This is a genomic window from Lacrimispora sp. 210928-DFI.3.58, assembly GCF_020554865.1.
In the GTDB taxonomy this organism is placed as follows: Bacteria; Bacillota; Clostridia; order Lachnospirales; family Lachnospiraceae; genus Enterocloster.
Genome location: NZ_JAJCIC010000023.1, coordinates 40,379 through 64,398 on the forward strand (window position 1 = coordinate 40,379; position 24,020 = coordinate 64,398).

Consider the following 24,020-nt stretch of genomic DNA (forward strand, 5'->3'; position numbering starts at 1 on the left):
TCAATTCGCATAACAGATCCCACTCACAGGCTAAAGCTTATGGGATTTCTTCAAATTCTTTAAAAATCAGCAAACTCCATTTTCTTACCACAGGCGCACCGTATTTCATAGATCGTGCCAAGTCCCGTCGGCGTAAAACTGTATGTATAACCGCCGCCTGCGCAGCCAAAGTACTGGCAGCCGTTCTTTAATCGGTACCCGCATTTATGGGTTCGCTGCCAATGCACAATCCGTTTCCACTCCTTTTCGGAGAAATCAAAATTCACCCCTGCCATCCGTCTGGCCTCTTCTTTCTCTGTCTCATCACTCTCAAGTACGGCGCTCAAATCCGTTGGTGGAGCCGTCTTTTTAAATCTCTTTCTGTATCTGCGCAACTTCTGGTACTTCTCCCATTTTTCCTTCAACACTGCTGTCTTCTTCATCTGTCTCACCCCGATTCATGTAATGTTCTATCTGTTTCTGAAAATCTTCCATAGATGCTGCAAAACGGTATGGTCCATACCCTCCATAATCCTCCGGCCGACTAATCACATTCAGTTCCGCCCCGTAATGCTGCAGGTTCCGTAGCTGCTCAGATAACGTACCCACGCTCTGCACCCGGACAGCAATGCAGCCGTCCATTTTCGGAAGCAGAGCGACCAGATAACGCGCATTATCACGTTCACCAACGTCACTGCCGTCCAAGGTATCATCCATCATATACATATCCAGGAATCCGGAATCACGCAAAAACACGATTCCATCCAATAGTCCGGACATATAAGTAAGCGTAAGCTCGCACCCGGCCGCATCCATGCGTTTTTCCAACATATCATCGATGAGAGTCCTCTGTTCTGCAGTCAGGTCCATTTTCATGTATTCATGATCCGCTTCACATGCGATCTCCATCTTGCTTTTGTAAATATCCCTGCCGAACGGATAGATTCTTGCCCGTTTTTCCCTCATCGCAGTCGCCAGTTGGAACAAAGTGCCTTCCAGCTTTTTATCTTCCGTCATTTTAGTTTCTTCCTTTCCACTTTTGATCCATCCCTGTTATTTTCCTGGTCTTCTGCTATCAGAATTTCCTCGATGGGGACTCCCAGGATATGGCTTAATTTATGGAGGTTATCAACCGTTGGCAGGTTCGTGCCGTTCAGCCATTTGTAGACCGCCTGCGGAGAATCTAACTCCATTTTATTCTGAATTTCAGCCACACTGAGACCATTTTCCACCAGCAGAGAGCGTATCCTTATTCCTGTCTTTTTCTTCGATATCCGTCTGCTCATTTACATACTCTCCGTCAACTGTGCGCATCGTACATATCCATGCATACGGAGTGCCCCGGTCATAGCGTTCCAGCCACAATACCACAAAAAGTCACCATCCCAAAACAGCACGTCTTCGTGGCCTTTACCATATGCCAGCTCTGGAAGGTAAAAAATCGCCCGACATAAATCTTCCGCTTCCTTCGCAGCATCATATCCATCGTCTTCTTCCGGATCCGCGTCATCCGCATAGGCCAGACACATTTCATAGATATCCTGGCGTTGTTCCGGTGTGCCGCATTCTTTCCAGTCTGACTCGTTGATCCGCTCTCCGAAATACAGAAGACACTCATCCATCAGAAACTCTCCAAACTCGTCAAACGTGTATTCCTGCTCTCTGTCTGTCAGGTTCTTATACATGTTCTCCAGCCGCCCGGTGATTCCCTGCAAACTAAGTTCTGATATGCCATCGTCTGTATTGATATGCAGCGCTCCACGAAGAAAATCCTTCACTTTTTCTTCCTCTGGTTTCCCTCCGCTGTTAATCCCGAACATCTCCCTGAATCCCCATATCATCTGTTCTGTGATCACTTCCTGCACTGCATCCGACTTAAATCCTGCCAGTCTCAGCATCTTTGAATCCTCCTTTCAGGCTCCATAAACGCACAAAAGGGCACAGCCTCTGCTGGCATATAAGCCTTAAGCAGAAACTGCACCCTAGTGGTGTTTTCCTATAAAGTATTTATTTGTACTTCCAGTATACGGGATTTTACTTGGACTGTCAATCTAATTTTCCCTTGAATTTCCGTAATATAATAGTTCCTTAAGCTTTCCTTCTAAACTCCATGCCTTCATATACCCGTACTGGATTTCCACGCACAATGCGGGTATGCTCCTACCATGCTGCCTTTTCCTGTTTCTGCTTTTCCTCCATCTCTTTCTGATTCAAAATCGCATTTAGCTTGTTCATCGCATCCCGCCGGTTTGCGGACTGGCTTCTTTCTGAGGTCGATGTCACGGTGATTCCGGTCGGGATATGAATCAGCCTCACTCCGGTCTCTACCTTGTTTACATTCTGACCCCCATTTCCTCCGCAGTGGAATCGTTCAAAGCGGATATCCTGTTCTCTGCTGATGCTCTTCGTCTCAGGAATGACGCTCACATCAACAAACCAGTTCTTGCGCTTATGGTTCGGCCGGAACGGGCTCCTGCATATCCATAGGATACTCCCCTCAAAGCCGGATAAATCACTTTCTGCGGAGAATAAAACAGAAGTACAGCCGCTGCCCTGTCTTGACTGATGCCTGGAAAGCATCGTAATATCCGGATACTCCCGTTTCAGGGCATCATACAGTTGCATAACCGCCAGCTCGCATTCCGCCGGTCCCTGTCCGGAGCTGATCTGTAAAATCATCTTCTCCTTCCCCCTTCCCGTTTGACAGCCGGTTTTCCAGTCTTACTGCCGCCATCCTTATAACAGTAAACGGGCTTTAGCCTCTTTTTAATCGTCACCGTGTCCCCGATTGCCGCCTGGATTTCTTCCAGTCCGCGGTAAGCAAACGGTGCTTCATCCAGTGTGGCAGTTCCGATGCAGGAGCAGTAAATCCCTTTCATCTCCTGTTTGAATCTGGACACCGTATAATTTTCCTTCACATCCTGCCTTTTTAATACACGTCCCGCTCCATGGGGCGCGGAGCAGTTCCAATCTTCATTTCCCTTTCCTTCGCAAAGAAGGATTCCATCCCGCATGTTAACTGGGATCACAACAGGCTCTCCGGCCTGCGCCGATACGGCTCCCTTCCGTAAAATTCTCTCCGGGCCGGACTGGTCAATGTAGTTATGGCTTGAGGAGATTATATCCTCTACTTTCCATTTCATCCCGTTTGCCAGTTCGTCTAAAATCGCTTCCCGGTTCAAAGCGGCAAATTCCTGAACAAGAGAAATATCATAAAGATATGCCTCCATCAGCTCCTTCTCCAGATACACCATTTCATAGGGTATCTGGATTCCCTTTGCCTTTAAATACTCCTGCCCTTCACGAAGATAATACTCTGTGACTTCCTTCCCCAGATGCCGGCTGCCGGAGTGGATTGCCACATATAAATTTCCGTCCTCATCTTCGTCCGCTTCAATAAAATGATTCCCGCCGCCCAGAGTCCCGATGCTGCAGGCCGCTTTTTGATGGTTGACGGCATATTCGCAGGTCAGCTCCGTAAAGTCAAATCTTCCCGCGAACCGATGCGGTTTCTGTCTGATGGAATACCCCGATGGAACAAAATCCCGGATCACTTTATCCAACTGCTGGAACTCTGTCTTTTTCTGCCGGATCCGGGCAAGGGTTATCCCGCATCCGATATCAATCCCTACCACATTGGGAAGTATCCGCTTTCCAACGGTTGCCGTAAACCCAATCGTGCCGACCTTTCCCGGATGCACATCCGGCATGATCCTGATTTTACTGTTCTGAAATGCTTCCTGATCGCACAGCATCTGTAACTGTGCCAGTGCATATTCCTCTATGTTATCTGTGAAAATTTTTGCAGATGTATAGATTCCGTTTACTATTTTCATACATTAAATCCCTTCCTCTGTGGTGCTTTCTGCAAAAATGGGCGCAAAAAAACACCTCTTTTCAGAGATGCAGGACTGTCCAAATCAACAAACGGATCAGAATTTATGGCAGACGAATTCCATTAATACTGCCGGATTTATCTGTAAATTTCCGTGAGGACAATCCTCTCACTGTTACCTGCTGCTATTCTGTTCATTGCTGCGAAATAAAAATATGTCATGGTTGTCCTCCTTTCAAAACATGGTTTTCTGTTACAGTTTTCAGTATATCAATACGGTTCCGCCTTGTCAATAACCCATCGTCAATTTCAGCAAGCATGACAGCATCCTTGCCGTATGTCTGCTCTTTTTTCTGTAGACCAGCATAATGATCTCCCGTCTTTTACAGACGGTATCCATCCCCATAATTACAGCGTAGCAAAAACATAACACAGGCATGGAGCTATTCCGGTTCAAGCCTGTGTTTTTTACGTTGTGAGGAGGATACGTATGAAACAGAACTATTACGACCCCAGGAATCTGGAACTCTTAAAGGCCATCGATCCGTTTCTGCATTATCAGCTGGAGCATATGTCGTTCCGCATACATGACAGCTGGCAGGCCCTTATCTCCGGTCCTGACATTCCGGCAGCGGATACCGCCCTGATCCTTCTGGATCTTGTTGATCTGACGGACCGTTTTACGGACATCTGCTGGAAGTCCAAGATGGTTTATGAGAAAAGAACTGGGAAGCCGTTCTTCAACCGGATCGAGGAATACAGCCTCCGCCGGACAAAAATCGGCATTGCGCTTGCCATGTACGATGACCTGTTCCAGTAAACGGCAACCGGAACCCGGACAACCTCCCTTCCTTTTCTGGTTGGGAGGCTGTTTTTTCGATGTCTACCGCTTTCCGATTACATCATGGAAAATCCTGTAATTCTCCATATGTCCCGGCGTGCAGTAAACCGCAAACACCACTTCATCAAAGCATCCCTCATATTCCGTCAGGACTTCTTGATAGGCTTTTGCTACTGTTTCCGGCGGATTCTGGAAAGCTCCGCAGCCGAAAGCGCCCAGAACCAGGGAATCCGTGCCATTCGCCGCAGCCACGCTCAGAATCTTCCGCGCCCGTTTTTGATGCAGCGTCTTTAATTCATGTGGTGAAACCTTTACCGCTTCCCCAGCACCCGGATTCATGGCATTATACGGGTTTTCCCGCAGGTTTGGCGCCGCACAGGAGATGATATCCACCCTGCACCAGTCCGTATCCGGCATTCGTTCCGGCATATCCGTATCTGTTTTTACAATCAGAATGCCCGGCGTATAGATACAGGCGTCCGTATACCTTGCATCATGCCTGCCGCGGTGGAAACCATAGTATTCACTCCACAGAAACGGCGTATCCAGGCATGGATACAGCGTAGAGCAGCGGCACAGGGACTCTTCCTGTGCGTTGCTTCCCCTTGCCACTCCGCCGCCGGGATTTGTTGCAGACGCAAAATTCAGCACGGTCATTTTTCTCTGCGGATGTTCTCTCTTTAGCCGCATGGCCGCCTCGAAGGATCTCTCTGTAGTTACCGTCACTTTCATAGCACGGGTTTTCGACACCGATAACGGCAGCATTTCATCCGCCCGGTAAAGGATTGTGCCGGCCTGGCTGTCCGCTACTGCTTCTGCCAGTTTCCGGTCTGTCCGTATCCACGCCATTGTGTCCTCAAATACTGCTGTCCTTTGTTTTCTTTTCTCTGCATATCTGTCCATGATCTTCATTTTCTCCTTCGCATGTTATAACAGCCATTTACAAACGCTGAAATTTAATCCCACAGATGCCAAAACCACTTGGAGAACATCTCAAACGCCTTATCTTTACATTCATCCCGGTATGTTTCCAGTTTTTTCTCTTCTTCCCAATACAGTCGGTCAAGTTCCTGATATTCCGGAATTTCACTTGGAAAATGGGCCCTTATCCAGCGGGGATCCTTCTTTTCTTCCTCCGTCCGGAGTTTTTCTCCGATCAAGCCGAACCGCTCAGAAAATTCACTCCACATGGCAGAATGTTCTTCCCCATAGGGATTCTTCTTCTGGCAGGTATGTTCGTCTGCCTCCCGAAATAGCCGGAGCATCTCGGTCAGGATCCGGTTCCACTCTTCATGGCAGGTGTCGTTTGCTAGAATTCCCTGTTCATTTGTATAATTTTCTCCAAGTATGCCGGGACTGCTGCGGCTCGTATCCCTAAACTGCTGCAACATATCCGGCACCACATCCATAAACCATTTTTGAATATTCCGTACATCCCGGTCTGAGTAGCCCCTGGTGATCCGTTGTCTGCAGTATTTCAAGTCTTTGCACAGCATCCGGATCATCCCGGGCAGCTTTCCATCGATCCTCGCCCAATAAAAATCCTCCCGGTTCCACACAGATTTCATTTGCCTCACCTCATTCCTGAAAACAGCAATATCCCCGTCAACGACGAGGATATCTTCCATGCTGGTATGTAAGATTCTGCTGAGGATCAGGAAATTGTCCAGGTTCGGAAGGCATTTCCCGGACAGCCATTTGTAGACCGCCTGCGGGCTTTCAAATCCCATTGCCTCCTGGATATCCCGCACGGAATATCCCTTCTCCCGGATCAGCTGCCGCATCCTTTTTCCGGTTGCTTCCTGCTGGATTGACAAATATACTGGCTCCATTGGTTCTCCTCCTGATATTCATCCTCCATCCCGTAACACTCTGCAGACAGTATAACCCTTCCGCTCCGTAAATGCTATGACTTTTTCCTTACGATTCCGCTTTCGCTGCTGCCGGCTGCCTCTCTCCGGCCTTTATCTCTCCAAATTCCGCAAATAATCGGCTGCAGAATTCACTATAATCCGTATATCCCATCAGAAGCATCTTCTGTTCCAGTCTGTCAAGCGCCCGGAGGAACCGGTCCTCATCCTTTTTCCTGACCCGGCAGAAGATCAGCACATACGGAGAACCCTTCCTGCTGTATTCTTTTCCAAAGCTGACTCTGACCTGCTCCTGTATAAACAGACTATCCGCCAGATATTCCGGCACGTCAACGATCACATAACAGCACTGCCAAAGAGACCACCGCCTCAGTTTCATATAATTTGCTGCTTCCATCTATCTCCTCAAAAATGCGGCATGGAACCGTACTTCCGCCGCCCTGTGTTTCCACAGGTAAGTTTTCGGCACTTTTTCCAATGCTATGGCACTTGCGGTACCCAGTCCAGAAAGTGAAACCATAAACCATGTCAATAACTGCAAATAACGAGAAACCGTAATGGTAACGATAAACTGGTTTTATCTCAACAGGAGGTTCACTATTATCGCATCTTCCAAAGTCCCCGGTAAGTCTGTTATGCATCAATTTCCATAAGCACTGTATTATTCAGGGTGTCCAGCGCCGCCTGTGCCTTCGCCAGTTCATCAGCCACTGTATGGTAATCCGCTTCCACGGCTTTGATGTCGTAATTCGTGTATACATAATCAATAACGCCGGTATGTCCGAACCGGTCTTCGATCTTGCGCTGCTTCGGCAGCCTGCCCTTCATAACCGCCAGTTTCTTCTTCCTTGCCGTCAGCTGGGGAATATAGACCAGCATCTGGTCAACGGTCATATCAAATCCCGGCACGGTCTGCGTCAGATTGAATTGGCTGATTGCGTGCTTTACGGTGCGGATTTTCCGGTTCAGCATTTCAAGCGTATTCTGCACAGCCGCATAGTCATACTGCGGTCTTAACGATTCCGGGTCTTCTCCCATTGCCGCAAGGAACGTGCTGCATTTCTGCTCTTTCGCCAGAACTGCATCCCTCTCTTCATTCAGCCGCCGGAGCAGTTTATTAGCCTCCGATGATGTGTATTTCATGAGCGTCTCCTCCCTTCGTTTTCCTCATGCGCTTATTATACGCTCCATCCCATGCCTTGTCATTCAACCGGAAGTTGATTGACAGCACCACTGGTTCGTGTCCATTATCATACCATATGGAGCTTGGAATGTCATTGAACCGCTGGTTAAAATGTAACGGCTGTAAGCCAGTGGTTCCAATGTACAATGTAAAGTCCTATAAACGCCTGCCCAAAGTCAGCTCCTGCAGTTTAATACACCCTCCGCTTTCCGGCTGGCTGAGTGCTATTTGGGGGAACTGATGCTGACTTCCGGCTGACCTCTTCAAAGTAATTGAACTTCGTGTAGAACCTGAATGGTATTTTCGCATTTACCGGTCCATAACGCTGTTTCAGTATCTTCAGTTCCACCTCCCGCGGATACCTTGCTTTCGCCGTTTCTGCGTCGAAGCCCTCTTTTCCTACGCCTGTAAGCTGCAGCCCCATGACCGTGTCGCAGGAATACTCAATGTTTCCGGAATCCTTAAACGATTTGAACGTCACTTCCGCGTCATAATTTTCCCGGTTGAAGCTGCTGATCAGGATAACCGGCAGGCTGAAATAATCCGACAGGACTTTCAGACGTTTCAGGTTATAGTCTGCGATCTGCTTATCGGGAGCCGATTTTAGTGTCCTCGGCGGATCCAGGATCTGCAGATAGTCCACTACCACGACAGGTTTCACCCCAAACGCCTGGATATAATCCTGCACATATTTGCCGATCCTGTCCACGTTATATGGATCCGATCCACACTCTACAACGCTGATATACTGGCTCTTCTGTTCCACTGCGGCTGACGCACGTTCTATGGTTTCCCATTCTTCGTCCGAGAAAAGGGCAGCCGCCATTTCGTTCCGAAGAGTATCCGATGTTTTCGCAAGATTCAGATCTCCCTGAGTGCCGATATAGGTCTGCCGGCTGACTGCCTTTGCTGCCAGATCCATGGCCTTCATTTCCAGCGAAAATATAATGCAGTGGATGTTCTCGGAAACCATGTTTTCAGCCATCTGCAGTGCCAGGGTTGATTTGCCAAGGCTGGAGATTGCTCCGAGACAGTGCAGGCCGGAGGTTAATCCTCCGCCCAATGTTTCGTCCAATTTCGCAAATCCTGTAGGGTAATGCGTTTTGTAAACTGCCGGATTGTTCCGGATCCCGTACATCCCGATAAAGCTGGAGAACCGTTTTTCCATGTTGCATGCGATAAACTCCTGTTTATCCTTATCGTCCAATGATACCGCCTCCGTTTCTGTCTGGCACTGCCAGATCTTGACAGGCCAATGATTGTCACGATAATTATCATCGGATTTTGGGGATTATAGGTTTTACGACTTAATGGCACTGTAAGTATGACTGCACCAGTACCTTCCTTCGGAAACAGTGTCTTCCTCTGAAAACAGGAAACAGCAAGGTTCTGGCGTACTTTAGCCCAATTTGTTTTTACGAAAAATCCTGCAAATCAATAAGACTGCGAGTAAAAGCACTGTCTGTTACTTTTTATCAAAACTGCAAACTGTAAGTGCCAGAACACTAGCTCCGATAGCGAGGGAATGCAGCCCGAGCCGGAGCGGATGGCAGAGAAAGACTATCCTCTCTGAGAATAACCTCCCACAGAGACAAGGGTTCTCGTAATGGACGGGAGCCGTGCTGAGCACGGCGGACGATTCGCCCGTTAGGGCGCTATGGTTAGCCCGTGTAAGCGGGCGTATCAGCGAATTCGGTCTGGGGAAATAGGCATATCAACAAATCCGATCCGTGTAAGTTCTCCACGAGCAATGGAACCGGATCATCGTGATTCGCCTCTGCAGTTTACAACTCCATACCGTTAAACCTGGTTTATGCGTCCTCTGGTTCTATGCGGTTCCGTTGGACTTGGCCTTCATCGATCCCGAAACTGGTGCATGCCCTCCGCGATCAATGGAACCGTGTATCAGCGATATTTACCTTCCAGTGTAATCGACTTCTACCTGGAAGCATGATGTTTCGATAAAGCCCCTGGCTGACCACGATACTTTCTCCGGCGGATATTAGCGGATCACAAATAAGGAGACGACGTTCCAGACAGACCCCTGTGCCATTTTCGTGGAGAGTACGTCATCAAGATTCGTTTCTGCACTTTACAACACCCTCCCATTACACCTTGTTTACACCATCCTCTGATTCTATGTCGTCCCACTAGGCTTGGCCTTCATCGACCCAAGAACCGGTGTGTGTTTCCACGGTCAATGGAACCGCAGGATTAAGTGTTTTTCGATAATCGCTCTCGCCATTGATGTTATTACGACATCTGCCTTAGCCTTTTTTAGGAGCTACGGCTGCGACTGCCAGGCCACTGGCAAGCAGCCCAGCTATACGGTTACTTACAACTACTTACAGTAACCTACACCCCAAAACGGAAATGCCCGCAAGCCCTTGATTTTACTGGCTTTGCAGGCACTTTTCTGACCCGGTTAGTTCATCACTTTTTAGGCGTATGTTCATCACTTTTTAGGCGTGTGTTCATCACTTTTTAGGCATCTGTTCATCACTTTTTAGGCGTCTCACAATACAATCTCAACACCTACGATGGACCGATTCTCCTTCACTTCATGGTATCCGGCAATATATTTTTCTTCTACCAAAGTATCCAATATCTTGCAAACCGCATCATGAATCTTTTTCTTTTTATTCGACCAACTGGATTTTGATGCATAATCTTCACTCTTATATCCCAATACAGCGTATAACCCTTTTTCTGTCTGGGTCTTCTGGTCATACCACTGGTAACTGATTTTTCTGCTTACCATCTTGTTTTTCTTGTTCTTCATTAAGGCGATCCGTTTTGTTAAGTATCTTTTCATGACAATGGCTTCATTCGTATCCGGCAGTTTTTTATGTGTCTTAAATACCTGCACCGGAACATCGACAATCTGCTCAAGCAATTCAGCGTATGTATATAAAGCCGGTGTCTCCAAAAGCTTATACCCTTCTACCGTAATCTGATTTCCCAGCCTTACATCCACCTTTGACAACGGAAGCAGGTAGCTTTCATAAGTGACTGTAGCGTTCTTTCCAATTTTTTTCCTCGCCCGGAGTTCGTCTGTGCAGTTGATCAATATATCAATATGCCGCAGTTTTTCAATTTCGTAGGCAAGTCTTTCCTTTTGCTCTTCCAGCATACCCTGTTCATCATTCCCGGACATGACACGCATCACCATCTGCAGCGTAAAATTGTCATGCCCATATTTGTGCAAGGTATAGATGGCATCCATAATTGCCATATCATATAGCGTGACGTCACCTGTATACCTTACATGTTGATCTTCATGCAATAAATTGACGATTGTGGTTAATCTGTTTTGCGGGTTAACGATTACATCGAAATTCCCTATATCAATCAACCCTTCATTTCTGCTGATAACCTGGCTTACCTTCGTATTATTCATGTATTCCTTTTTTATATCTGATAATCCGCTTTTTTCCATGTTCCGCATCTCCTTTATTTTATTTTTCAAAATAATTATGGAGATGCTGAGGCCGTTATAGGTTTTACAGCAAAAAAGCCGGGATTAGCTTTTCCCAGCCTTACAATAAACGACAGCGGCAGGGTTCGAACCTGCAAATCAGCCATTCTGATCTTCCGAATTCCAGCCGGATGCGTTACCATTGCGCCACACTGCCATATTTTCATACCCCTGGTGAGATTCGAACTCACACACGCTTTTGGGCGTCTGGAACCTTAATCCAGTGCATATGCCAATTCTGCTACAGGGGCATAAACGCTTGCGAAGGGACTCGAACCCTTAACCCGGAACCTCTCCGGGCACTACATTAGCGGTGTAGCTGCTTACCGTTCGCACACACAAGCATAAACGGAGACTGAGGGATTCGAACCCCCGGACCGGTTCCGGCCTCCGGTTTTCAGGACTGGTGCATTCATCCATCTCTGCCAAATCTCCATCGTACTGACAGCCGGACTTGAACCGGCACGGATCTCTCCACCAGGTTCTGAGCCTAGAGCGTCTGCCATTCCGCCATGTCAGCAAAGTAGGTGGAGCAGGATTTGAACCTGCGTTGTTTCTTACGTAACGGATTTACAGTCCGCCGCCTTCGGCCAGCTCGGCACATCCACCTATATGTGACCAGAGGGAATCGAACCCTCGTGAGCGGATCCACAATCCGCCGTTCTGCCTCTGAACTATGGCCACAGTGACCCCCGCGGGACTTGAACCCTGCGCTGCCGCCTTGAAAGGGCGGTGTCCTGTCCGACTAGACCAGGGGGCCGTATACAGGAGTATTGTACTCCTGCAGATTATTTACGCTGTTTTCCTCACCACATCTTTATCAACTACCAGAATATCATCTATCTTACAGCCGAATACAGCCGCCAGTACGACCAGATTATCTACGGTTGGGAGTGTGGTTCCATTCTGCCATTTGTAAATAGCCTGCGGTGTTCCGAATCCGAAGATATTCTGTAAGTCCTTGACGGTCAGACCGGCATCCTTTCTCATTTTTGTGATATTCGCTCCTGTTGCTGCCACATTGATTGTCGGCATTGTATTTGTCCTCCTTTTTGCACATAAAAAACCGCCTGCCCAACAGGACAAGCGGCATGCAAAAATTCGGTTTGATGTGAAAGCGGAAGTATCACGTCATGAAACCATTGCAATCCAGGTAACTGTCTCTGTATGAGCGCACAACACGAAGTCCCTCGTATTCATGTTCGAGTGACAGGCTGCTATGGCTATACAGATATACGGATGCAATGACTCTGTTCATCATGACGGTTCTCCTTTCCGGGCCTCTGCCCTTATTTCCTTCGTCCTGTGATTATGATATCACAGGATTCTAGTTTTGTCATTCTACTTGTGGTATAAATTTCACCGTTTCATTTGCTTGCATTTTTCTTATCTTCTTCTATTTTTGCAAATAACCATCCGTACTCATACATTTTCATGCACATATGTCTCTGAATGTCAAAAAGATAATTTATCATGTCCTCCACATCCTCGTCTTCTCCATCGCCAATCCCCAGCCGTTCACACAGTTTTCTGTTTAAATCAAAAATTTTACTGTATGTCTCTTCGCAGAATTTTCCTTCCCCATACTCGTTCTCCACATATCTGCTCTCTTCCACAGGATAATCCCTCAGGTTTAAAGAACCGTTCATCAGATCATAAACCAATTGTTTGAATTTCTGGCTGTTTCTTTCCATTACTTTCTCTCCTTACGTCTTAGTGTTCTTATGCGAACACTATTCTTGTTAAAAAAATCAAGTGATAATTGATAAAAGCAATTTCACTCGAAACGAGGTAACTCATGATAAAATACGACAAACTTTGGGAAACCATGCGTCAAAAAGGCATCACACAATATGACCTGTACACAAAACATAATGTCAACCGTTCACAGCTTAACCGGCTCCGCCACAATCAAAATGTAGAAACAAATACCATTGATAAACTGTGCAATATTCTTCATTGCCGCGTGGAAGATATCATGGAACATTTTGACGATGACAATCTTTTCTAAACAGAGAATCTGCTTTCCCGGCAGGTTCCTTTTTAACTCCGAATCCTTGCTATGAGTCCATCAATTTCCAGATGCCGGCCTAATCCCACTAAATAAGGGATTTCCTTGTCTGCAGTAATGCTCACAAAAGTTCTGGTCCACACTGCTCTCCCAATTTCCTTGTCATAAACATATACCTCAAATTCCTGCATAGGCGGCATAATATCAGCATTGAATAGGATTTTTCCACTGGGGTTCCTCTTCAATCTTCCTATCTGTATCCTATCTTTTTCAAGATACTGTATCAACCGATCTACTCTCTGGATCTTATCCAGCAGTTCTGACAGGATTTCCTGCCGCAGTGCTTCTTCGGCAGTGACATCTGTTTTCACCAGAAAATGAAGGATTTCATCCTCCCTCCGCATCAGAAACCTTTCACCTGCATCTCTGATCTCCTGCAGTTCCTCTGCAAATGACTTATCTTTCATGCTCTGCTCCTTCGTAAATGGTATGAAAAAAGGATGACCACAATCAGCCATCCTCATTTCTCAAGACTTCTTACAAAAGTCATTAGCATTTCCCGTTCTTTTAATTCCAGCTTATCCCATTCCTTCAACAGTTCCCTCTGTTCTTCCGTCAGATCTGGAAAACCGCCTTCCGCAGTAAAGAACTGTGCCAGGGATATCCCCAAAGCATCGCATATCTTTTCCAGTGTAAGCACCGTCGGCACACTGGCTCCTGTCATAATATTGGCAAGCGCCGTCTGTGACATTCCTGTCAGTTGGGACAGTCTGTATTTCGTCATATGATGCTTTTGGCATAATTCCTTCATATGGTATGGGATATACTCATCTGCACGCAAGTAATATGCTCCTCTCCTCTTATTCTTCCATGTTCATTTTACCCCGGCAGAAGAGGTTTGATTAGAACCATATTACTTGAGCATATACTAAATAATACTTTCGTATTTTGGTAAAAAAATAAGGATTATTTTTATTATAAAGCTGTCGGCATCCATTCGCAATCGAAATAATTCGACAAAGTTCGACACCGATTCAGCCTTTTATATAACGGCTCATTATAATCATACTGATACAGAAAAACGGCGTATCGCCTCTAACATAAGGTGTTACGCCGTATAAAACGCTGTGTTTACTCCACGATCCCGGCCAGTTCCCCATAACTGAAATAATCAGAATCATCCAGTTCAAGTGTTTTGTCTACATAATATTCAAGCCAGTCCAGGAAACTCATCGTGCGATGATCTGCCGGATTGATCAGAGGATAGATTCCCGCATCATTAGCAAGATCATAATACCAGACAGTTCCATAGGTTTCCTTATCCTCCGTATTTACAATCAATATGCTGTACATACCGCAGCCCTCATGGCACAGAAGGATATAGCCCGCATCCACATTCATTTCCCCTGTCTCGTAGATGGCGTCATATTCTTCGTCGGAAAGCTTCATGATATTCAGCGGTTTCCTGACAGTAAAGGGAAATTTCTTATCCACTTCCACTTTGATTTCTCTGTTTTTATGCCCTCCTACAATACTATACAGACCATAAAAAGGCTGCGTTCCGCTGGCTGCTATCGACGTAACAAACCGCCGGTAATCTTCTGGAAGGGAGATTCCATTCCTCTTTTCATATTCAGCAGCAGCTTGCTCCGTCAGAGGCTCGCCCCACTTTGGAGGAAACTCGCCACATGAAAATTTAGGATGCTTCTGTGACAGTTTTCCCATTTTTTTCATGATTTCCTGAATCCGAACGTTTATATCCATCTTTTCTTCTGTCTCCTTCACACATATTCATTTTCTGCTGGCTATATATTCAATTCCGGCTTTGGATGCCTGAACCATCTGGTCTTTTCGGTCAATACGGTATATTCTGTTACCTTTGCGGAAATTGGCTCCGGTCTGTTTAAAATGAAATGAAACATTTGCTTCCACGCACTGTCTCCAGGAATCCAGTACCCATGCAAAATCACAGATTCTGGCATTCTCTCCGGATTCGCCGCCACAGGTCACTTGCTCAATCTGCCCGGTTTTCAGATAGTTGCGGATATCAACCGGTTCCAGCATAGGCTCGTGGATCACCTGTCTATGCTGTATCGGAAGAGACAGGAATATTGGAAGGCGGCTGTCCGCTCTGGCCTGATCCTCGCAGGTGCAGATTATTGTCACATTATCATAACCTTCTCCCCAATCATTGGGAATACAGTCCAAGAATCGGTGAATCCGCTTCGTGATAATAACAAAGTCCAGATCCGGCCTCATTTTTATCATATTCCATATATCCGGTCTCCACACATCAGCTTCTTCAATGAAAAAATCAGATGTCATGCAGGTATAGACCGGTTCGTTATCCGGTTTCAGCTTATACTCTTTTTGGCGGTTTCGCCTGAGTGGCAAATCAAAAGCCGCTGTCTTTGACACAATACTGCTGTCCTTACCAAACTCAGCATCACGCCGATACACATAGCAGTTTAAGCAGCCGGGACTTATTTTGCGGCAGCCATGCCATGGATTCCAGATCGCCATGTGTTCTCCTTTTTAATGCGAACATTTGTTCTTTACCTGAATTATAATGCAGTTTTTATCGTCCGTCAATATTCTAAAAATTTCTACGCTTTCTTTCCCACAAATTTTATTGTAATATATTGATAAGCGCCATCCGTTTCCATAATACTGATATCAGGCTGGGCCAAACGCACTGTAAAAAGGAGAACACTTATGACAACCATGACGATTATAGAAAAATGCCGGGAACGGTTTCAGGAAATACCGGAACTGCAAAAGAAATATTCACATACAGAGGAAAGCACCCGTGTGAATGACTGGAAATTGAAAAATCTGGAGAAGGAATACGCCCTTCTTTCAAAGCTTCTGGGCGTAATTGAGGAAAATGAGGAAGAGCTGCCGGAGCCCGTACTGTTTCGCACCTCTAACTTCTTAAAAGAGGAACGCCTGAACGCCTATGCTTCTGTGCCGGATGTCAGGAAACTCTGTACGGGAAAGCATGATCTTTTTGTTGTCAGCGAGTACATAGAAGGGAAAAGACCCACGGATATCGCAAAAACGCTTGACATTTCTGTCGCCCGCGTTCTGGATGTTCTGGATAATGTTAAGAGACGATGTCTCTGGTCTGATAAGAAATCATAGGAACCGACATGGAAAAGGCCAGAGAGTGTTTATTCCCTGGTCTTCCCTTCTTCTTTCTTGAGTTTTTCTATTGATTTGCCCGGATCAGAGTCTTGTCTTCATTGAAGGAATACCGCATCTTGCTGTCTGTCCGAACAATTTCCTCTCTCATCTACAGCAGTTCCCGTTCTTCCTGTACAATCTCCGTTTTCCGTGTTTTCCTCCACAAAACGCACGATCTCATCCATCAGGCTGTCCGCCTGGGCGCTATGAGGAACGATGGCCGCCGTGCCGATCACGATGGATTGATGAATATCCTGATCTTCCACCTCGGCCGCTGATACCTGGAATTTATTCCGCAGCTTTGCCAGAAGACTTTTTACGATCATTCGCTTTTCTTTCAGGGAATGAACCCAGGGGCGTATAATTTTAGTTTTAAGACTGCTATTTTCATTAACTCTCCTCTTACACATGAATCAAAGTGTTTCTAAATTCATTTGCCCTACAAAGCAATCTAACTCTTTAAAATGTTCCTCTTTTGATGACGCATACAACAGCTGATCTCCACCCAGAACACAAACTACCTCATCCCCATGATTTCCATAAAACGAAATGGGAATCCACTGACGCAGCTCATAGGGCTTTTTCATATAGTTTGCCGTTATCTGTGAAATCCCGTCACCATCCAGATAATAAATGTCTTCACTGTTAAATGGAAGCCCCCAGCTGGCTGCCTGAAAGTTTGCCATTGCCAGCAAAAAATCATAGAGCGTTTCGCATTCCAGCTTGAAGGTTTTCTCATCCAAAGCACAATATACTGGCGGATTAGGGTTTGTAATATCACACTTTTTGAACGCCCACTGCGCCACATACTGATTTTCCACATAAAAAATCAGATACGCTCCGGCATCGATTAATTTCCCCGGTTCCACCAGGCGGTTCTGCTGCTGATTCAAAGGAACATACCTTCCCAGCTGCAGATAATATTGTTTCAAAATTTCCGACAGACCGCCGTACTTTTTATATGCGGCATCCACCTCTTCCTGCGAAAATCCGTTATCTGCATGAATGGCAAATAATTCTCTTATTTCTTCAAACATCTATTCCGTCTCCTTATCATACGTCACGCCTCTCTCTGAAAACATCGCCTCAAAGATTTCCTGTGTCTCCTCGCTCATTTTCCGGACACTGGAACTGATGGAGATCACCTTCGGGCTTCCATCCTTATCCAGCATCATGGCTTTTTGCTTTGCTTTTGTTGGTCCGAACATAAGCTGGGGCAGCTTTTCCTTTGGGATCGGGCGCAGCTCAATGGAAGAACCATGGGCGCTGACGGCCGCCGTCTCGGAACAGCAGTTAAAGGGACGCTGGTGACACTTATGCGGTTTTATCGGGGCATTTTTATAAAATTCCCTCCAGTTCCAGTCCTTCTCCTCCGGAACCAACGCTCCGCAGAGGCTCCCAACCTCCCGGATCAGATACTCATATGCCGGTTCGATTTTCTCTACCGGCAGCCGAGCCAGAACGCATAAGGTTCCGCCGCTCACCGTGACCGGGTAAATGATATCTCCTTCCTTCACACTTTTTATGGAAGGCATCTTTGTGTGGATGCTGCCGAATATCACGGATATAGGGCCGTTGTCCTTTTCTTTTTTCAATTTCCCGACCTGCTCCTTCGGCCAATAGGTAATGAATCCTGCCATGGCTCACTGCTCCTTTATTCGTCTGTTTCAGATGGTTCCTGTATAGGTAGTTTTCACTTGTGTGTCATTTATTTTTCGATAAACTGGAAATTTTACAGCAAGTTTTTATCTGTGGGATGTTTCTCAAACCATTGTTTTAACCACATCTTATTTCCAAGACCATTTATACTTTTATCATGCGTAGAAATGTATACGATTTCTTTCAAGGCATTTGCTCTACACCTGTCATCATAATTCATTACTTCTAAAATATGATGTGCAACCCAGCGACGGACAGTTGCTTTCTCATGGAACAACAACTGATAAAAATCTGGTTTCATTTCTGGATGTTTGCTATCAATTTCAGAAGCTATTGCTCTAAGTCGGTCAGCTAATTTATTATTTTCTTTTACTTTTTTCCTATTATCAAGACCTGTTTCCTTGATATCATCTATTGCTTGAACCGCTGCTACATACTCTAAAATCAAATCCATATTTCAATCACCACTTCGTCAAATTCTGATTTTTTCTCTTGCCCCTCATCATTCCATTTATCATGAACCTTCTTCCGGCAATCCATCCTGAAGCAGTTCATTATATTTGCTGTTATAATATTCCGTTTCTTTTTTCTTACGCCAGACATTGATCTCGCTGGAAATCGCCAGCATCTCATCTACGATTTCCTCCGCGTTCTCAGGCTTTGCCAGATTCAAATAAGAAGTCATCCGGCACATTGCTTTTTCTCCGCCAAGCCCCTTTGCAATCGCATCACCAAATTCTTCCGGATATCCCATACTTCGCAGCGTATCAAAAAGTTGCCTGTAAGCGGATACCCAGCGTTCTTTCTTTTGATCCATGGTTTTCTTCTCTATAGTATTTTTCACAAACCGCTTTATTCCACCTTAGAAAAAGCCCTGCAATACACATCTTCCTGCTCTTTTAAATGTGTTATATATCCAATTGGAATCTGATTCGCTGTTGCTTCCATAATTTTTCTTGCCCCTTCTTCTCCAAAGGCGCCACAAAGTTCGATGCAGTCCACGCCTTCTCGCTGCAATTCACGTGCTGCATTCATGGCGGTCTCCATATCTGCAACGCCAATGATCTGAGCCATACCATTATGAATTTCTGCTCTGTCCGTTTTGTCGTCAAACTGTCCCATAATCAAAAATGCAAATCTCATATTTCCCTCCAAATTTCCACAATACTATTTTCAAGTCAGCATATCCCGATATCCCGCTGGCTCAATTATACTGTATTGCCAGAAAAAATGGAATCCCGTTTCCAATATGCATTAAAGATCTGCCACAACAGAAAAAAGCCCAGAGCGAGCAGTTTTACACTGCAGCCCGCTCTGGGCGATATCCTTTTATGCTATTATCAAGAGGTGCCGTTATCCCTCAATGGCAATGTATTTCTTTTCTTCGACTTCCGGCTTTTTTGCCTCTGCCTTCGGAATGCTCAGCTTCAATACGCCGCTTTCATACTTCGCGTGGATATCCTCCTGTTTCATGTCCTCACCGACATAGAAGGAACGGCTCATGCTGCCCGCGTAACGCTCCCGGCGGACAAACTTGCCTGTTTCCTTTTCCTTCTCGTCCTTATCAAGCCCCTTCGCGGCGCTGACCACAAGATAACCGTCCTTCAGTTCCAGAGAAATCTCATCCTTCTTGAAGCCAGGCAGGTCAATATCTACCTCATAATGGTCGTCGTGTTCCTGTACATCTGTCCTCATCATCTGCGCTGCATGGCGTCCGTACAGTTTCCGCTCCGCCTTGCGCATCGCTTTATCATCGAATGACGGGAAATCAAAAAAGTCATCAAAGAAATCATCAAATAAGTTCTCTCCAAAAATGCTCGGTACCATCATAAATCATCGCTCCTTTTCCTTATGAAAAATAATTTATTAATCGGAACTGGGGATGATTGGGAAGAAACCGGAACCTTTTATTCGCTTTATCGGTTCCATTCTTTCCTTCTCCTTTGTTCTGTCTGTGTTATACCACTTTTGTTAGCACTCGTCAATAGTGAGTGCTAATATTTTTGTGAATTTTTTGTGTCCACTTTTTTATGTCCATCCAGTATTTCCATGTCAAATGTACGAGGTTCCTGAATTCCTGCGATCAACTTCCGATCAGTGGGTGAATTCAAGTGTCTTCTTTAGCAGCAAACGTTTCCACTTCTTTGACCGTCAGTTCAGTAACTACAGCGATTTCTTCAAATGTGTATTTACCTAATTGAAGCATTCTCTTAGCTGCTGCTATTTTTTCAGCCATTTTTGCACTTGCTGCCGCCTGTTTAGCCGCCCTTTCGTTCATAACCTGAATCGCCACACACATACGTCAAGCATCTCCTCATTCTCATCCATTATCAGCTTTGCATTGACACAACGGTTTCATACATCGGCTTCCTTGCGACCTAATTTTTTAAATTTCTTATCAGAGTTCAATAGAGCTTCCAGTTTATCCGCATTATTAGAATATTTGATAAAAGACAAAACATTTTTCAGCGTCATATTAGATTTATCAAAATCTTCATCCGGAATTGCCTCCAATACAATAAAGGGAATTGTCCTGGCTATCCTCGTAAAGCATAGTGGCCGTATTCAGATATTTACGATATGCTTCTATCGTTAAACTCTCTCTTGCTTCTGACAGCAGGTGCAAAAACCATTCTGGATCCTGATCCAGCTTTTTGAGAATTGCATCATGCTCCCCGTCCTGTACCTGATGACTCTCATAACGGGTAATTGTCTTTCTATCCCAGCCAAGAAGCAGGCAAAGATCGCTTTGGCTGATACCATACTTTTCACGAATGCCACTGATCTGTTTTGAAGTTAGAAGCCCCTTCTGTTTCCTATAGGCATCTTTCATAGCAATATCATTTCTGATAATCATACCTTCTTCCATATACAGTTCTTCTGCCGCATCGCAATAAAAATATGTAGCTTCATACTCCACTGGTATGTCTTTAAAGCAGATATTCTCCATCACACAAACGGTTTTCACTTCATGTTCTTCCATACAGCATGTACATAAACGCTTTTCGCTGTGAATCACTTTCAAATTCATGAAACTGCCTCCCACTCTTCTACTGCGCCAATCCGTCTGCTGACAAATTTCTTCACAACCAGTGTTATCTGAATAATAGAAATCCCGCTTCTTATCAGATATAGCACCTTTTCCTGTTTTGATTCAGCTATTTCCTCAAATATTTCAGGTACACTGTAATTTTATGCTTCTCCAGTTCCATCGCCAGCTTTTCCAAATTTTCATTTTTCCAGTTTTCTGGCCATCCATCAAAAACTTCCATGATATCCACACCTGGGTTGTCCGATTCAATACATAATTTTGATGACAGGAACAGAAGATTATCGCAAATCAAACCGTCTGTACTGACCGCTCTCCCGGATTTGCCGCCCAACAAAGTATCGAGAATCCGCGCCTTAGCATAACGAATTTCTCTCTCCTGTATGGCCTGTTCCATAGTAATCTTCCCTTTGTATATCTGGTAAAGCAGCTCCAGATTACAACAGTGTGCCGCATATCGGATAACTGATCCGTCATAAAAAGCGGTAATCCTGTGGGATGCTGATGTGTGGTGCATTTCCTTTGGTTTTATATCCCAATTATGTACCAGCCATCGAAAGAATGCAACAGAATAATAAAAGCCATTCTGTTTTAAATCTAAGGAGCGGATCCGTGACAACGGTTTTAATCCCCGTTCATAGGCCCGCTTCGCATTGACGCTCATGCTCCGGCCAATATAGCCGTTTCCTTTAGATACTGCCTTTTCAACAGTCCGTGCTTTCAACACATCGTAGGCTTCCCGCATGGTAAGGCCAAGGAAATTCTTTTTCCCAGCACCAAGGTACAGGTTTACATGATTTTTCGAAAATGTGATTCTTGCCGACGGCCGCTTATGAATTCTTGCATAATCATAGAGAAGCCCGATCAGCATCCCTTTTGTGATTTTCGATTTTTTCAAATAACTTCTCCCATAGACTTCATGCCATCGGAAAATATATCCCAACTACATTTCTTCCTCTTTATTCCAGAATACAGATTCCAGCCAGTATTTTCCATCTTCGATAACCATTGCCGTCAACTTATAGCCAAATACGCAGCCTGTGTCAATGCAAATTAATCCAGTTTCTGGAAGCGGCATCCACTTATGTTCCGGTAAAATCTCCGTAGTTTCTTCATCTCCGGCATACCAGGTCACATCCTCAATGGGTGTATGGCCGACAATCGCCAACTTCCCATAGTAATCGTTCCGCTCGATTCTTGTTCTGTCCCACATCAAAACTTCTGGCAGATTTTGTGCAATCTCTTCACTGTCAAGGCCTGCGTGACAGCATTGAAAACGGTCTTCTTCATAAGTCAGGACGGTATGCTGCTTAAACCAGTCTGCATGACGAAAAATATGGGTGCCATGTTTATAGAAAGACCGTATCGTCTTGTTTCCGCCGTTACTTTTCCATAATGGAGTGTCACCCGGCCATAAAGCTGCATTCAGCATCATGTCTTCGTGATTTCCTCGGATAATGATACAACGATCCCCTGTTTCTGCTTTCAGATGCCGGAAGAAGTCAAATACTTCATAGGACTGTCCGCCCCGATCCATCAAATCGCCAAGGCTGATGAGCCTGTCTGATTTTTTTTCAAACTTCACTTTATCCAGTAATTTCACCAATTCCTGATAACAGCCGTGAATATCGCCAATAATAATCGTTCTCATCGCATACACTCCCCTGCTATGATGTCCTTATATTTTACCACGGCATATCTGCTGTGTCATTGGACTGGTGGTTTAATCGTTGGAATTTTCCGGCACATTTTCTTCTTTTTCCTGCAGTTCTAAAAGCTGATCCAATTGCTTTTCTGCACATTCTCTATATGTTGGTTTCAATTTGCGATATTTTTCCAGAATAGCATCATCGATTAAGCAATCAAGAAAACTGTCATCCTTTTTCTCATCATCTTCCAGCATTTCTTTATCAATATGAAAAATAGCAGCAACTGTATTTATCAATCTGGGGGTAGCCACAGTTCGCCCCTGTTCTATATTTGTATACGTGCTGCGGCTGACTCCTAGCTTCTCTGCAAATTCAATCTGTGACAGCTTATAGTGTGTTCTTATCATTTTCAATTTTTCTGCAGTTACCATATTTGTATTGCCTCCCTCGTTCTTTCTAATTTATATTATCATTATTTCTGCAAATGGTCAAACAAAATGTTTAAAATTAACTATTTATTAGTATTTTTTGCTTGATTTCATGTATATCGTATAGTATACTATGTTTATAGATAACTCTATTTTGAAACTATTTTACTAAAACCGCAGAAAGGAAAATACATATGGCTAAAAGCAATAACCATCTACCAGAAGAACTGTTTGATATCTCCTGTCCCTACCGCGAATATGTAATGGCATCCACCATTCTTTCTGCGAAATTTGTATATCTATTGCAAATCGTAGAAAATACACTTAGATATAACTCCTATGTCCATGAATTGGCTGCTAAAGTCCGTTGCAATAGCAATAACTATAAGCGTTCAATATTGAAAACTGCCTCAGCCGACACAGGATTGCCACTGGATGTTCTTCTCCATTGCTCTGCATTTTACAGCAAGATTGATTTACAAATATCAGCAGCCAGTATTGAAAAGAAAATATCCATCTGGAATAACTGTATGATAAAAGCTATGGAAAGCAAGAAACAGATGCCAAATAATTTCATTCTGGCTCCAGCTATCCCATTAGCTAAAAAAGAACTTCTTGTAGAATTGGATGACGAACAAATTGTATCGGAACTTTTAGATTACGCTGATGAGATTCAGGCATGGCTGGATATCCACTTTGCTGATGAATACGATGAGTACTCTGATGACGAAAAATTTATGGATATTGTATGTATTATGGTTGATCTGGAATTTATGGCAAATTGCATTAAAGAAACACCGTTATACCTTGGGAATCAGGAACGCTGTTTCAAGTTAGACTAAACCTTGAAA

31 protein-coding genes, 8 tRNA genes and 4 pseudogenes are annotated in these 24,020 nt (G+C 44.9%); 4 read left to right on the forward strand and 39 right to left on the reverse strand.

Annotated elements, in window-relative coordinates:
* Nucleotides 1–59 precede the first annotated feature (59 nt).
* The 6 genes and pseudogenes from LIZ87_RS14255 to LIZ87_RS14280 all read right to left on the reverse strand — a co-directional run bounded on the left by LIZ87_RS14255 (nucleotide 60) and on the right by LIZ87_RS14280 (nucleotide 3,815).
* Nucleotides 60–422: a hypothetical protein gene (locus LIZ87_RS14255; RefSeq protein ID WP_227148001.1), complete on the reverse strand. Its 363-nt coding sequence runs from the start codon at nucleotides 420–422 to the stop codon at nucleotides 60–62.
* Entirely contained in the window at nucleotides 349–996 is a 648-nt protein-coding gene (locus LIZ87_RS14260; RefSeq protein WP_227148003.1) for a DUF6718 family protein, read from the reverse strand. Before LIZ87_RS14260 ends, LIZ87_RS14255 begins: the two co-directional genes overlap by 74 nt.
* Nucleotides 993–1,265, reverse strand: a complete 273-nt coding sequence (locus LIZ87_RS14265; protein ID WP_227148005.1) for a helix-turn-helix transcriptional regulator — start codon at nucleotides 1,263–1,265, stop codon at nucleotides 993–995. The genes LIZ87_RS14260 and LIZ87_RS14265 overlap by 4 nt, the downstream gene beginning before the upstream one ends.
* Nucleotides 1,266–1,877, reverse strand: a complete 612-nt coding sequence (locus tag LIZ87_RS14270) for a hypothetical protein (RefSeq protein ID WP_227148007.1) — start codon at nucleotides 1,875–1,877, stop codon at nucleotides 1,266–1,268. It abuts the gene before it with no gap.
* A 190-nt stretch (nucleotides 1,878–2,067) separates the two neighbouring features.
* Nucleotides 2,068–2,658, reverse strand: a pseudogene (prfH, locus tag LIZ87_RS14275) (peptide chain release factor H).
* Complete coding sequence (locus tag LIZ87_RS14280) at nucleotides 2,655–3,815, reverse strand: RtcB family protein (protein ID WP_227148009.1); 1,161 nt, start codon at nucleotides 3,813–3,815, stop codon at nucleotides 2,655–2,657. Before LIZ87_RS14280 ends, prfH begins: the two are co-directional and overlap by 4 nt.
* 489 nt (nucleotides 3,816–4,304) lie before the next feature.
* Here LIZ87_RS14280 and LIZ87_RS14285 point away from each other — a divergent pair, with 489 nt between their 5' ends.
* A complete protein-coding gene (locus tag LIZ87_RS14285) occupies nucleotides 4,305–4,634 on the forward strand; it encodes a hypothetical protein (protein ID WP_227148011.1) in 330 nt (109 codons plus the stop codon).
* Between the two features lie 63 nt (nucleotides 4,635–4,697).
* Here LIZ87_RS14285 and LIZ87_RS14290 read toward each other — a convergent pair whose 3' ends face one another.
* From LIZ87_RS14290 to LIZ87_RS14365, 16 genes are all read right to left on the reverse strand, one after another.
* Nucleotides 4,698–5,558, reverse strand: coding sequence for a TIGR02452 family protein (locus LIZ87_RS14290; protein WP_227148013.1), 861 nt, complete (start codon nucleotides 5,556–5,558; stop codon nucleotides 4,698–4,700).
* A gap of 53 nt (nucleotides 5,559–5,611) precedes the next feature.
* A complete protein-coding gene (locus LIZ87_RS14295) occupies nucleotides 5,612–6,487 on the reverse strand; it encodes a helix-turn-helix domain-containing protein (protein ID WP_227148015.1) in 876 nt (291 codons plus the stop codon).
* 88 nt (nucleotides 6,488–6,575) lie between these two features.
* Nucleotides 6,576–6,905 carry a hypothetical protein gene (locus LIZ87_RS14300; RefSeq protein WP_227148017.1) on the reverse strand — a complete coding sequence of 110 codons (330 nt, stop codon included), beginning with the start codon at nucleotides 6,903–6,905 and terminating at the stop codon, nucleotides 6,576–6,578.
* A gap of 254 nt (nucleotides 6,906–7,159) precedes the next feature.
* Nucleotides 7,160–7,669 (reverse strand): hypothetical protein, encoded by a 510-nt coding sequence (locus tag LIZ87_RS14305; protein ID WP_227148019.1) that lies wholly within the window; start codon nucleotides 7,667–7,669, stop codon nucleotides 7,160–7,162.
* A gap of 230 nt (nucleotides 7,670–7,899) precedes the next feature.
* Complete coding sequence (locus tag LIZ87_RS14310; RefSeq protein ID WP_227148021.1) at nucleotides 7,900–8,916, reverse strand: DnaB-like helicase C-terminal domain-containing protein; 1,017 nt, start codon at nucleotides 8,914–8,916, stop codon at nucleotides 7,900–7,902.
* Nucleotides 8,917–10,224: 1,308 nt separating this feature from the next.
* Nucleotides 10,225–11,148 (reverse strand): hypothetical protein, encoded by a 924-nt coding sequence (locus tag LIZ87_RS14315; protein ID WP_227148023.1) that lies wholly within the window; start codon nucleotides 11,146–11,148, stop codon nucleotides 10,225–10,227.
* A gap of 110 nt (nucleotides 11,149–11,258) precedes the next feature.
* Nucleotides 11,259–11,344: transfer RNA gene (locus tag LIZ87_RS14320), tRNA-Ser, on the reverse strand.
* 9 nt (nucleotides 11,345–11,353) lie between these two features.
* A tRNA-Leu gene (locus LIZ87_RS14325) sits at nucleotides 11,354–11,438 on the reverse strand.
* 5 nt (nucleotides 11,439–11,443) lie between these two features.
* Nucleotides 11,444–11,531: transfer RNA gene (locus tag LIZ87_RS14330), tRNA-Ser, on the reverse strand.
* A 5-nt stretch (nucleotides 11,532–11,536) separates the two neighbouring features.
* A tRNA-Ser gene (locus tag LIZ87_RS14335) sits at nucleotides 11,537–11,622 on the reverse strand.
* Nucleotides 11,623–11,626: 4 nt separating this feature from the next.
* Nucleotides 11,627–11,707: transfer RNA gene (locus tag LIZ87_RS14340), tRNA-Leu, on the reverse strand.
* Nucleotides 11,708–11,711: 4 nt separating this feature from the next.
* A tRNA-Tyr gene (locus LIZ87_RS14345) sits at nucleotides 11,712–11,797 on the reverse strand.
* Between the two features lie 3 nt (nucleotides 11,798–11,800).
* A tRNA-His gene (locus tag LIZ87_RS14350) sits at nucleotides 11,801–11,871 on the reverse strand.
* Between the two features lie 2 nt (nucleotides 11,872–11,873).
* Nucleotides 11,874–11,947: transfer RNA gene (locus tag LIZ87_RS14355), tRNA-Glu, on the reverse strand.
* Between the two features lie 32 nt (nucleotides 11,948–11,979).
* A complete protein-coding gene (locus LIZ87_RS14360; protein WP_227148025.1) occupies nucleotides 11,980–12,222 on the reverse strand; it encodes a helix-turn-helix domain-containing protein in 243 nt (80 codons plus the stop codon).
* A gap of 332 nt (nucleotides 12,223–12,554) precedes the next feature.
* The gene (locus LIZ87_RS14365; protein ID WP_227148027.1) at nucleotides 12,555–12,881 is read right to left on the reverse strand and encodes a hypothetical protein; all 327 of its coding nucleotides are present in this window, start codon (nucleotides 12,879–12,881) and stop codon (nucleotides 12,555–12,557) included.
* Nucleotides 12,882–12,985: 104 nt separating this feature from the next.
* Here LIZ87_RS14365 and LIZ87_RS14370 point away from each other — a divergent pair, with 104 nt between their 5' ends.
* On the forward strand, nucleotides 12,986–13,198 hold the full coding sequence (locus LIZ87_RS14370) for a helix-turn-helix domain-containing protein (protein WP_227148029.1): 213 nt from the start codon (nucleotides 12,986–12,988) through the stop codon (nucleotides 13,196–13,198).
* Nucleotides 13,199–13,230: 32 nt separating this feature from the next.
* Here the strand turns inward: LIZ87_RS14370 and LIZ87_RS14375 are convergent, their stop codons facing one another.
* The 4 genes and pseudogenes from LIZ87_RS14375 to LIZ87_RS14390 all read right to left on the reverse strand — a co-directional run bounded on the left by LIZ87_RS14375 (nucleotide 13,231) and on the right by LIZ87_RS14390 (nucleotide 15,721).
* Nucleotides 13,231–13,665, reverse strand: coding sequence for a hypothetical protein (locus tag LIZ87_RS14375; RefSeq protein WP_227148031.1), 435 nt, complete (start codon nucleotides 13,663–13,665; stop codon nucleotides 13,231–13,233).
* Nucleotides 13,666–13,847: 182 nt separating this feature from the next.
* Nucleotides 13,848–14,009 (reverse strand): annotated as a pseudogene (locus LIZ87_RS23090) (helix-turn-helix domain-containing protein); the annotation flags it as partial.
* A 320-nt stretch (nucleotides 14,010–14,329) separates the two neighbouring features.
* A complete protein-coding gene (locus tag LIZ87_RS14385; RefSeq protein ID WP_319638592.1) occupies nucleotides 14,330–14,962 on the reverse strand; it encodes an SMI1/KNR4 family protein in 633 nt (210 codons plus the stop codon).
* A 27-nt stretch (nucleotides 14,963–14,989) separates the two neighbouring features.
* Nucleotides 14,990–15,721: a DUF5131 family protein gene (locus tag LIZ87_RS14390; protein WP_227148035.1), complete on the reverse strand. Its 732-nt coding sequence runs from the start codon at nucleotides 15,719–15,721 to the stop codon at nucleotides 14,990–14,992.
* Nucleotides 15,722–15,913: 192 nt separating this feature from the next.
* Between LIZ87_RS14390 and LIZ87_RS14395 the strand changes: the two genes are divergently transcribed.
* Nucleotides 15,914–16,342, forward strand: a complete 429-nt coding sequence (locus tag LIZ87_RS14395) for a hypothetical protein (protein WP_227148037.1) — start codon at nucleotides 15,914–15,916, stop codon at nucleotides 16,340–16,342.
* Between the two features lie 70 nt (nucleotides 16,343–16,412).
* Here the strand turns inward: LIZ87_RS14395 and LIZ87_RS22905 are convergent.
* The 13 genes and pseudogenes from LIZ87_RS22905 to LIZ87_RS14460 all read right to left on the reverse strand — a co-directional run.
* A pseudogene (locus tag LIZ87_RS22905) lies at nucleotides 16,413–16,487 on the reverse strand (RNA 2'-phosphotransferase); the annotation flags it as partial.
* 103 nt (nucleotides 16,488–16,590) lie between these two features.
* Nucleotides 16,591–16,794: pseudogene (locus LIZ87_RS22910) on the reverse strand (DUF503 domain-containing protein); the annotation flags it as partial.
* Between the two features lie 3 nt (nucleotides 16,795–16,797).
* Nucleotides 16,798–17,421, reverse strand: a complete 624-nt coding sequence (locus LIZ87_RS14410) for a hypothetical protein (protein WP_227148039.1) — start codon at nucleotides 17,419–17,421, stop codon at nucleotides 16,798–16,800.
* A complete protein-coding gene (locus LIZ87_RS14415; protein ID WP_227148041.1) occupies nucleotides 17,422–18,024 on the reverse strand; it encodes a hypothetical protein in 603 nt (200 codons plus the stop codon).
* A gap of 92 nt (nucleotides 18,025–18,116) precedes the next feature.
* Nucleotides 18,117–18,497, reverse strand: coding sequence for a hypothetical protein (locus tag LIZ87_RS14420; RefSeq protein ID WP_227148043.1), 381 nt, complete (start codon nucleotides 18,495–18,497; stop codon nucleotides 18,117–18,119).
* A gap of 60 nt (nucleotides 18,498–18,557) precedes the next feature.
* On the reverse strand, nucleotides 18,558–18,860 hold the full coding sequence (locus LIZ87_RS14425; RefSeq protein WP_227148045.1) for a hypothetical protein: 303 nt from the start codon (nucleotides 18,858–18,860) through the stop codon (nucleotides 18,558–18,560).
* A 35-nt stretch (nucleotides 18,861–18,895) separates the two neighbouring features.
* A complete protein-coding gene (locus LIZ87_RS14430; RefSeq protein ID WP_227148047.1) occupies nucleotides 18,896–19,186 on the reverse strand; it encodes a DUF6506 family protein in 291 nt (96 codons plus the stop codon).
* Nucleotides 19,187–19,396: 210 nt separating this feature from the next.
* Entirely contained in the window at nucleotides 19,397–19,873 is a 477-nt protein-coding gene (locus LIZ87_RS14435) for an Hsp20/alpha crystallin family protein (protein ID WP_227148050.1), read from the reverse strand.
* Nucleotides 19,874–20,150: 277 nt separating this feature from the next.
* Complete coding sequence (locus LIZ87_RS14440; RefSeq protein ID WP_227148052.1) at nucleotides 20,151–20,342, reverse strand: hypothetical protein; 192 nt, start codon at nucleotides 20,340–20,342, stop codon at nucleotides 20,151–20,153.
* Nucleotides 20,343–20,537: 195 nt separating this feature from the next.
* The gene (locus tag LIZ87_RS14445; RefSeq protein WP_227148054.1) at nucleotides 20,538–21,074 is read right to left on the reverse strand and encodes a type II TA system antitoxin MqsA family protein; all 537 of its coding nucleotides are present in this window, start codon (nucleotides 21,072–21,074) and stop codon (nucleotides 20,538–20,540) included.
* 127 nt (nucleotides 21,075–21,201) lie between these two features.
* Nucleotides 21,202–22,035 carry a hypothetical protein gene (locus tag LIZ87_RS14450; RefSeq protein WP_227148056.1) on the reverse strand — a complete coding sequence of 278 codons (834 nt, stop codon included), beginning with the start codon at nucleotides 22,033–22,035 and terminating at the stop codon, nucleotides 21,202–21,204.
* The gene (locus LIZ87_RS14455) at nucleotides 22,036–22,743 is read right to left on the reverse strand and encodes a metallophosphoesterase family protein (RefSeq protein ID WP_227148058.1); all 708 of its coding nucleotides are present in this window, start codon (nucleotides 22,741–22,743) and stop codon (nucleotides 22,036–22,038) included.
* A 72-nt stretch (nucleotides 22,744–22,815) separates the two neighbouring features.
* A complete protein-coding gene (locus LIZ87_RS14460) occupies nucleotides 22,816–23,172 on the reverse strand; it encodes a helix-turn-helix transcriptional regulator (protein WP_227148060.1) in 357 nt (118 codons plus the stop codon).
* Between the two features lie 191 nt (nucleotides 23,173–23,363).
* On the opposite strand from LIZ87_RS14460, the gene LIZ87_RS14465 reads away from it, so the two are divergent.
* Nucleotides 23,364–24,011, forward strand: a complete 648-nt coding sequence (locus LIZ87_RS14465; protein WP_227148062.1) for a hypothetical protein — start codon at nucleotides 23,364–23,366, stop codon at nucleotides 24,009–24,011.
* Nucleotides 24,012–24,020: the final 9 nt, after the last annotated feature.

What these genes read in the sequence shown, in the direction of transcription:
- LIZ87_RS14255 (WP_227148001.1), bottom strand. Translation starts at nt 422, where the DNA reads ATGAAGAAGACAGCAGTGTTGAAGGAAAAATGGGAGAAGTACCAGAAG.
- LIZ87_RS14260 (WP_227148003.1), bottom strand. Translation starts at nt 996, where the DNA reads ATGACGGAAGATAAAAAGCTGGAAGGCACTTTGTTCCAACTGGCGACT.
- LIZ87_RS14265 (WP_227148005.1), bottom strand. Translation starts at nt 1,265, where the DNA reads ATGAGCAGACGGATATCGAAGAAAAAGACAGGAATAAGGATACGCTCT.
- LIZ87_RS14270 (WP_227148007.1), bottom strand. Translation starts at nt 1,877, where the DNA reads ATGCTGAGACTGGCAGGATTTAAGTCGGATGCAGTGCAGGAAGTGATC.
- LIZ87_RS14280 (WP_227148009.1), bottom strand. Translation starts at nt 3,815, where the DNA reads ATGAAAATAGTAAACGGAATCTATACATCTGCAAAAATTTTCACAGAT.
- LIZ87_RS14285 (WP_227148011.1), top strand. Translation starts at nt 4,305, where the DNA reads ATGAAACAGAACTATTACGACCCCAGGAATCTGGAACTCTTAAAGGCC.
- LIZ87_RS14290 (WP_227148013.1), bottom strand. Translation starts at nt 5,558, where the DNA reads ATGGACAGATATGCAGAGAAAAGAAAACAAAGGACAGCAGTATTTGAG.
- LIZ87_RS14295 (WP_227148015.1), bottom strand. Translation starts at nt 6,487, where the DNA reads ATGGAGCCAGTATATTTGTCAATCCAGCAGGAAGCAACCGGAAAAAGG.
- LIZ87_RS14300 (WP_227148017.1), bottom strand. Translation starts at nt 6,905, where the DNA reads ATGAAACTGAGGCGGTGGTCTCTTTGGCAGTGCTGTTATGTGATCGTT.
- LIZ87_RS14305 (WP_227148019.1), bottom strand. Translation starts at nt 7,669, where the DNA reads ATGAAATACACATCATCGGAGGCTAATAAACTGCTCCGGCGGCTGAAT.
- LIZ87_RS14315 (WP_227148023.1), bottom strand. Translation starts at nt 11,148, where the DNA reads ATGGAAAAAAGCGGATTATCAGATATAAAAAAGGAATACATGAATAAT.
- LIZ87_RS14360 (WP_227148025.1), bottom strand. Translation starts at nt 12,222, where the DNA reads ATGCCGACAATCAATGTGGCAGCAACAGGAGCGAATATCACAAAAATG.
- LIZ87_RS14365 (WP_227148027.1), bottom strand. Translation starts at nt 12,881, where the DNA reads ATGGAAAGAAACAGCCAGAAATTCAAACAATTGGTTTATGATCTGATG.
- LIZ87_RS14370 (WP_227148029.1), top strand. Translation starts at nt 12,986, where the DNA reads ATGATAAAATACGACAAACTTTGGGAAACCATGCGTCAAAAAGGCATC.
- LIZ87_RS14375 (WP_227148031.1), bottom strand. Translation starts at nt 13,665, where the DNA reads ATGAAAGATAAGTCATTTGCAGAGGAACTGCAGGAGATCAGAGATGCA.
- LIZ87_RS14385 (WP_319638592.1), bottom strand. Translation starts at nt 14,962, where the DNA reads ATGGATATAAACGTTCGGATTCAGGAAATCATGAAAAAAATGGGAAAA.
- LIZ87_RS14390 (WP_227148035.1), bottom strand. Translation starts at nt 15,721, where the DNA reads ATGGCGATCTGGAATCCATGGCATGGCTGCCGCAAAATAAGTCCCGGC.
- LIZ87_RS14395 (WP_227148037.1), top strand. Translation starts at nt 15,914, where the DNA reads ATGACAACCATGACGATTATAGAAAAATGCCGGGAACGGTTTCAGGAA.
- LIZ87_RS14410 (WP_227148039.1), bottom strand. Translation starts at nt 17,421, where the DNA reads ATGTTTGAAGAAATAAGAGAATTATTTGCCATTCATGCAGATAACGGA.
- LIZ87_RS14415 (WP_227148041.1), bottom strand. Translation starts at nt 18,024, where the DNA reads ATGGCAGGATTCATTACCTATTGGCCGAAGGAGCAGGTCGGGAAATTG.
- LIZ87_RS14420 (WP_227148043.1), bottom strand. Translation starts at nt 18,497, where the DNA reads ATGGATTTGATTTTAGAGTATGTAGCAGCGGTTCAAGCAATAGATGAT.
- LIZ87_RS14425 (WP_227148045.1), bottom strand. Translation starts at nt 18,860, where the DNA reads ATGGATCAAAAGAAAGAACGCTGGGTATCCGCTTACAGGCAACTTTTT.
- LIZ87_RS14430 (WP_227148047.1), bottom strand. Translation starts at nt 19,186, where the DNA reads ATGAGATTTGCATTTTTGATTATGGGACAGTTTGACGACAAAACGGAC.
- LIZ87_RS14435 (WP_227148050.1), bottom strand. Translation starts at nt 19,873, where the DNA reads ATGATGGTACCGAGCATTTTTGGAGAGAACTTATTTGATGATTTCTTT.
- LIZ87_RS14440 (WP_227148052.1), bottom strand. Translation starts at nt 20,342, where the DNA reads ATGTGTGTGGCGATTCAGGTTATGAACGAAAGGGCGGCTAAACAGGCG.
- LIZ87_RS14445 (WP_227148054.1), bottom strand. Translation starts at nt 21,074, where the DNA reads ATGAATTTGAAAGTGATTCACAGCGAAAAGCGTTTATGTACATGCTGT.
- LIZ87_RS14455 (WP_227148058.1), bottom strand. Translation starts at nt 22,743, where the DNA reads ATGAGAACGATTATTATTGGCGATATTCACGGCTGTTATCAGGAATTG.
- LIZ87_RS14460 (WP_227148060.1), bottom strand. Translation starts at nt 23,172, where the DNA reads ATGGTAACTGCAGAAAAATTGAAAATGATAAGAACACACTATAAGCTG.
- LIZ87_RS14465 (WP_227148062.1), top strand. Translation starts at nt 23,364, where the DNA reads ATGGCTAAAAGCAATAACCATCTACCAGAAGAACTGTTTGATATCTCC.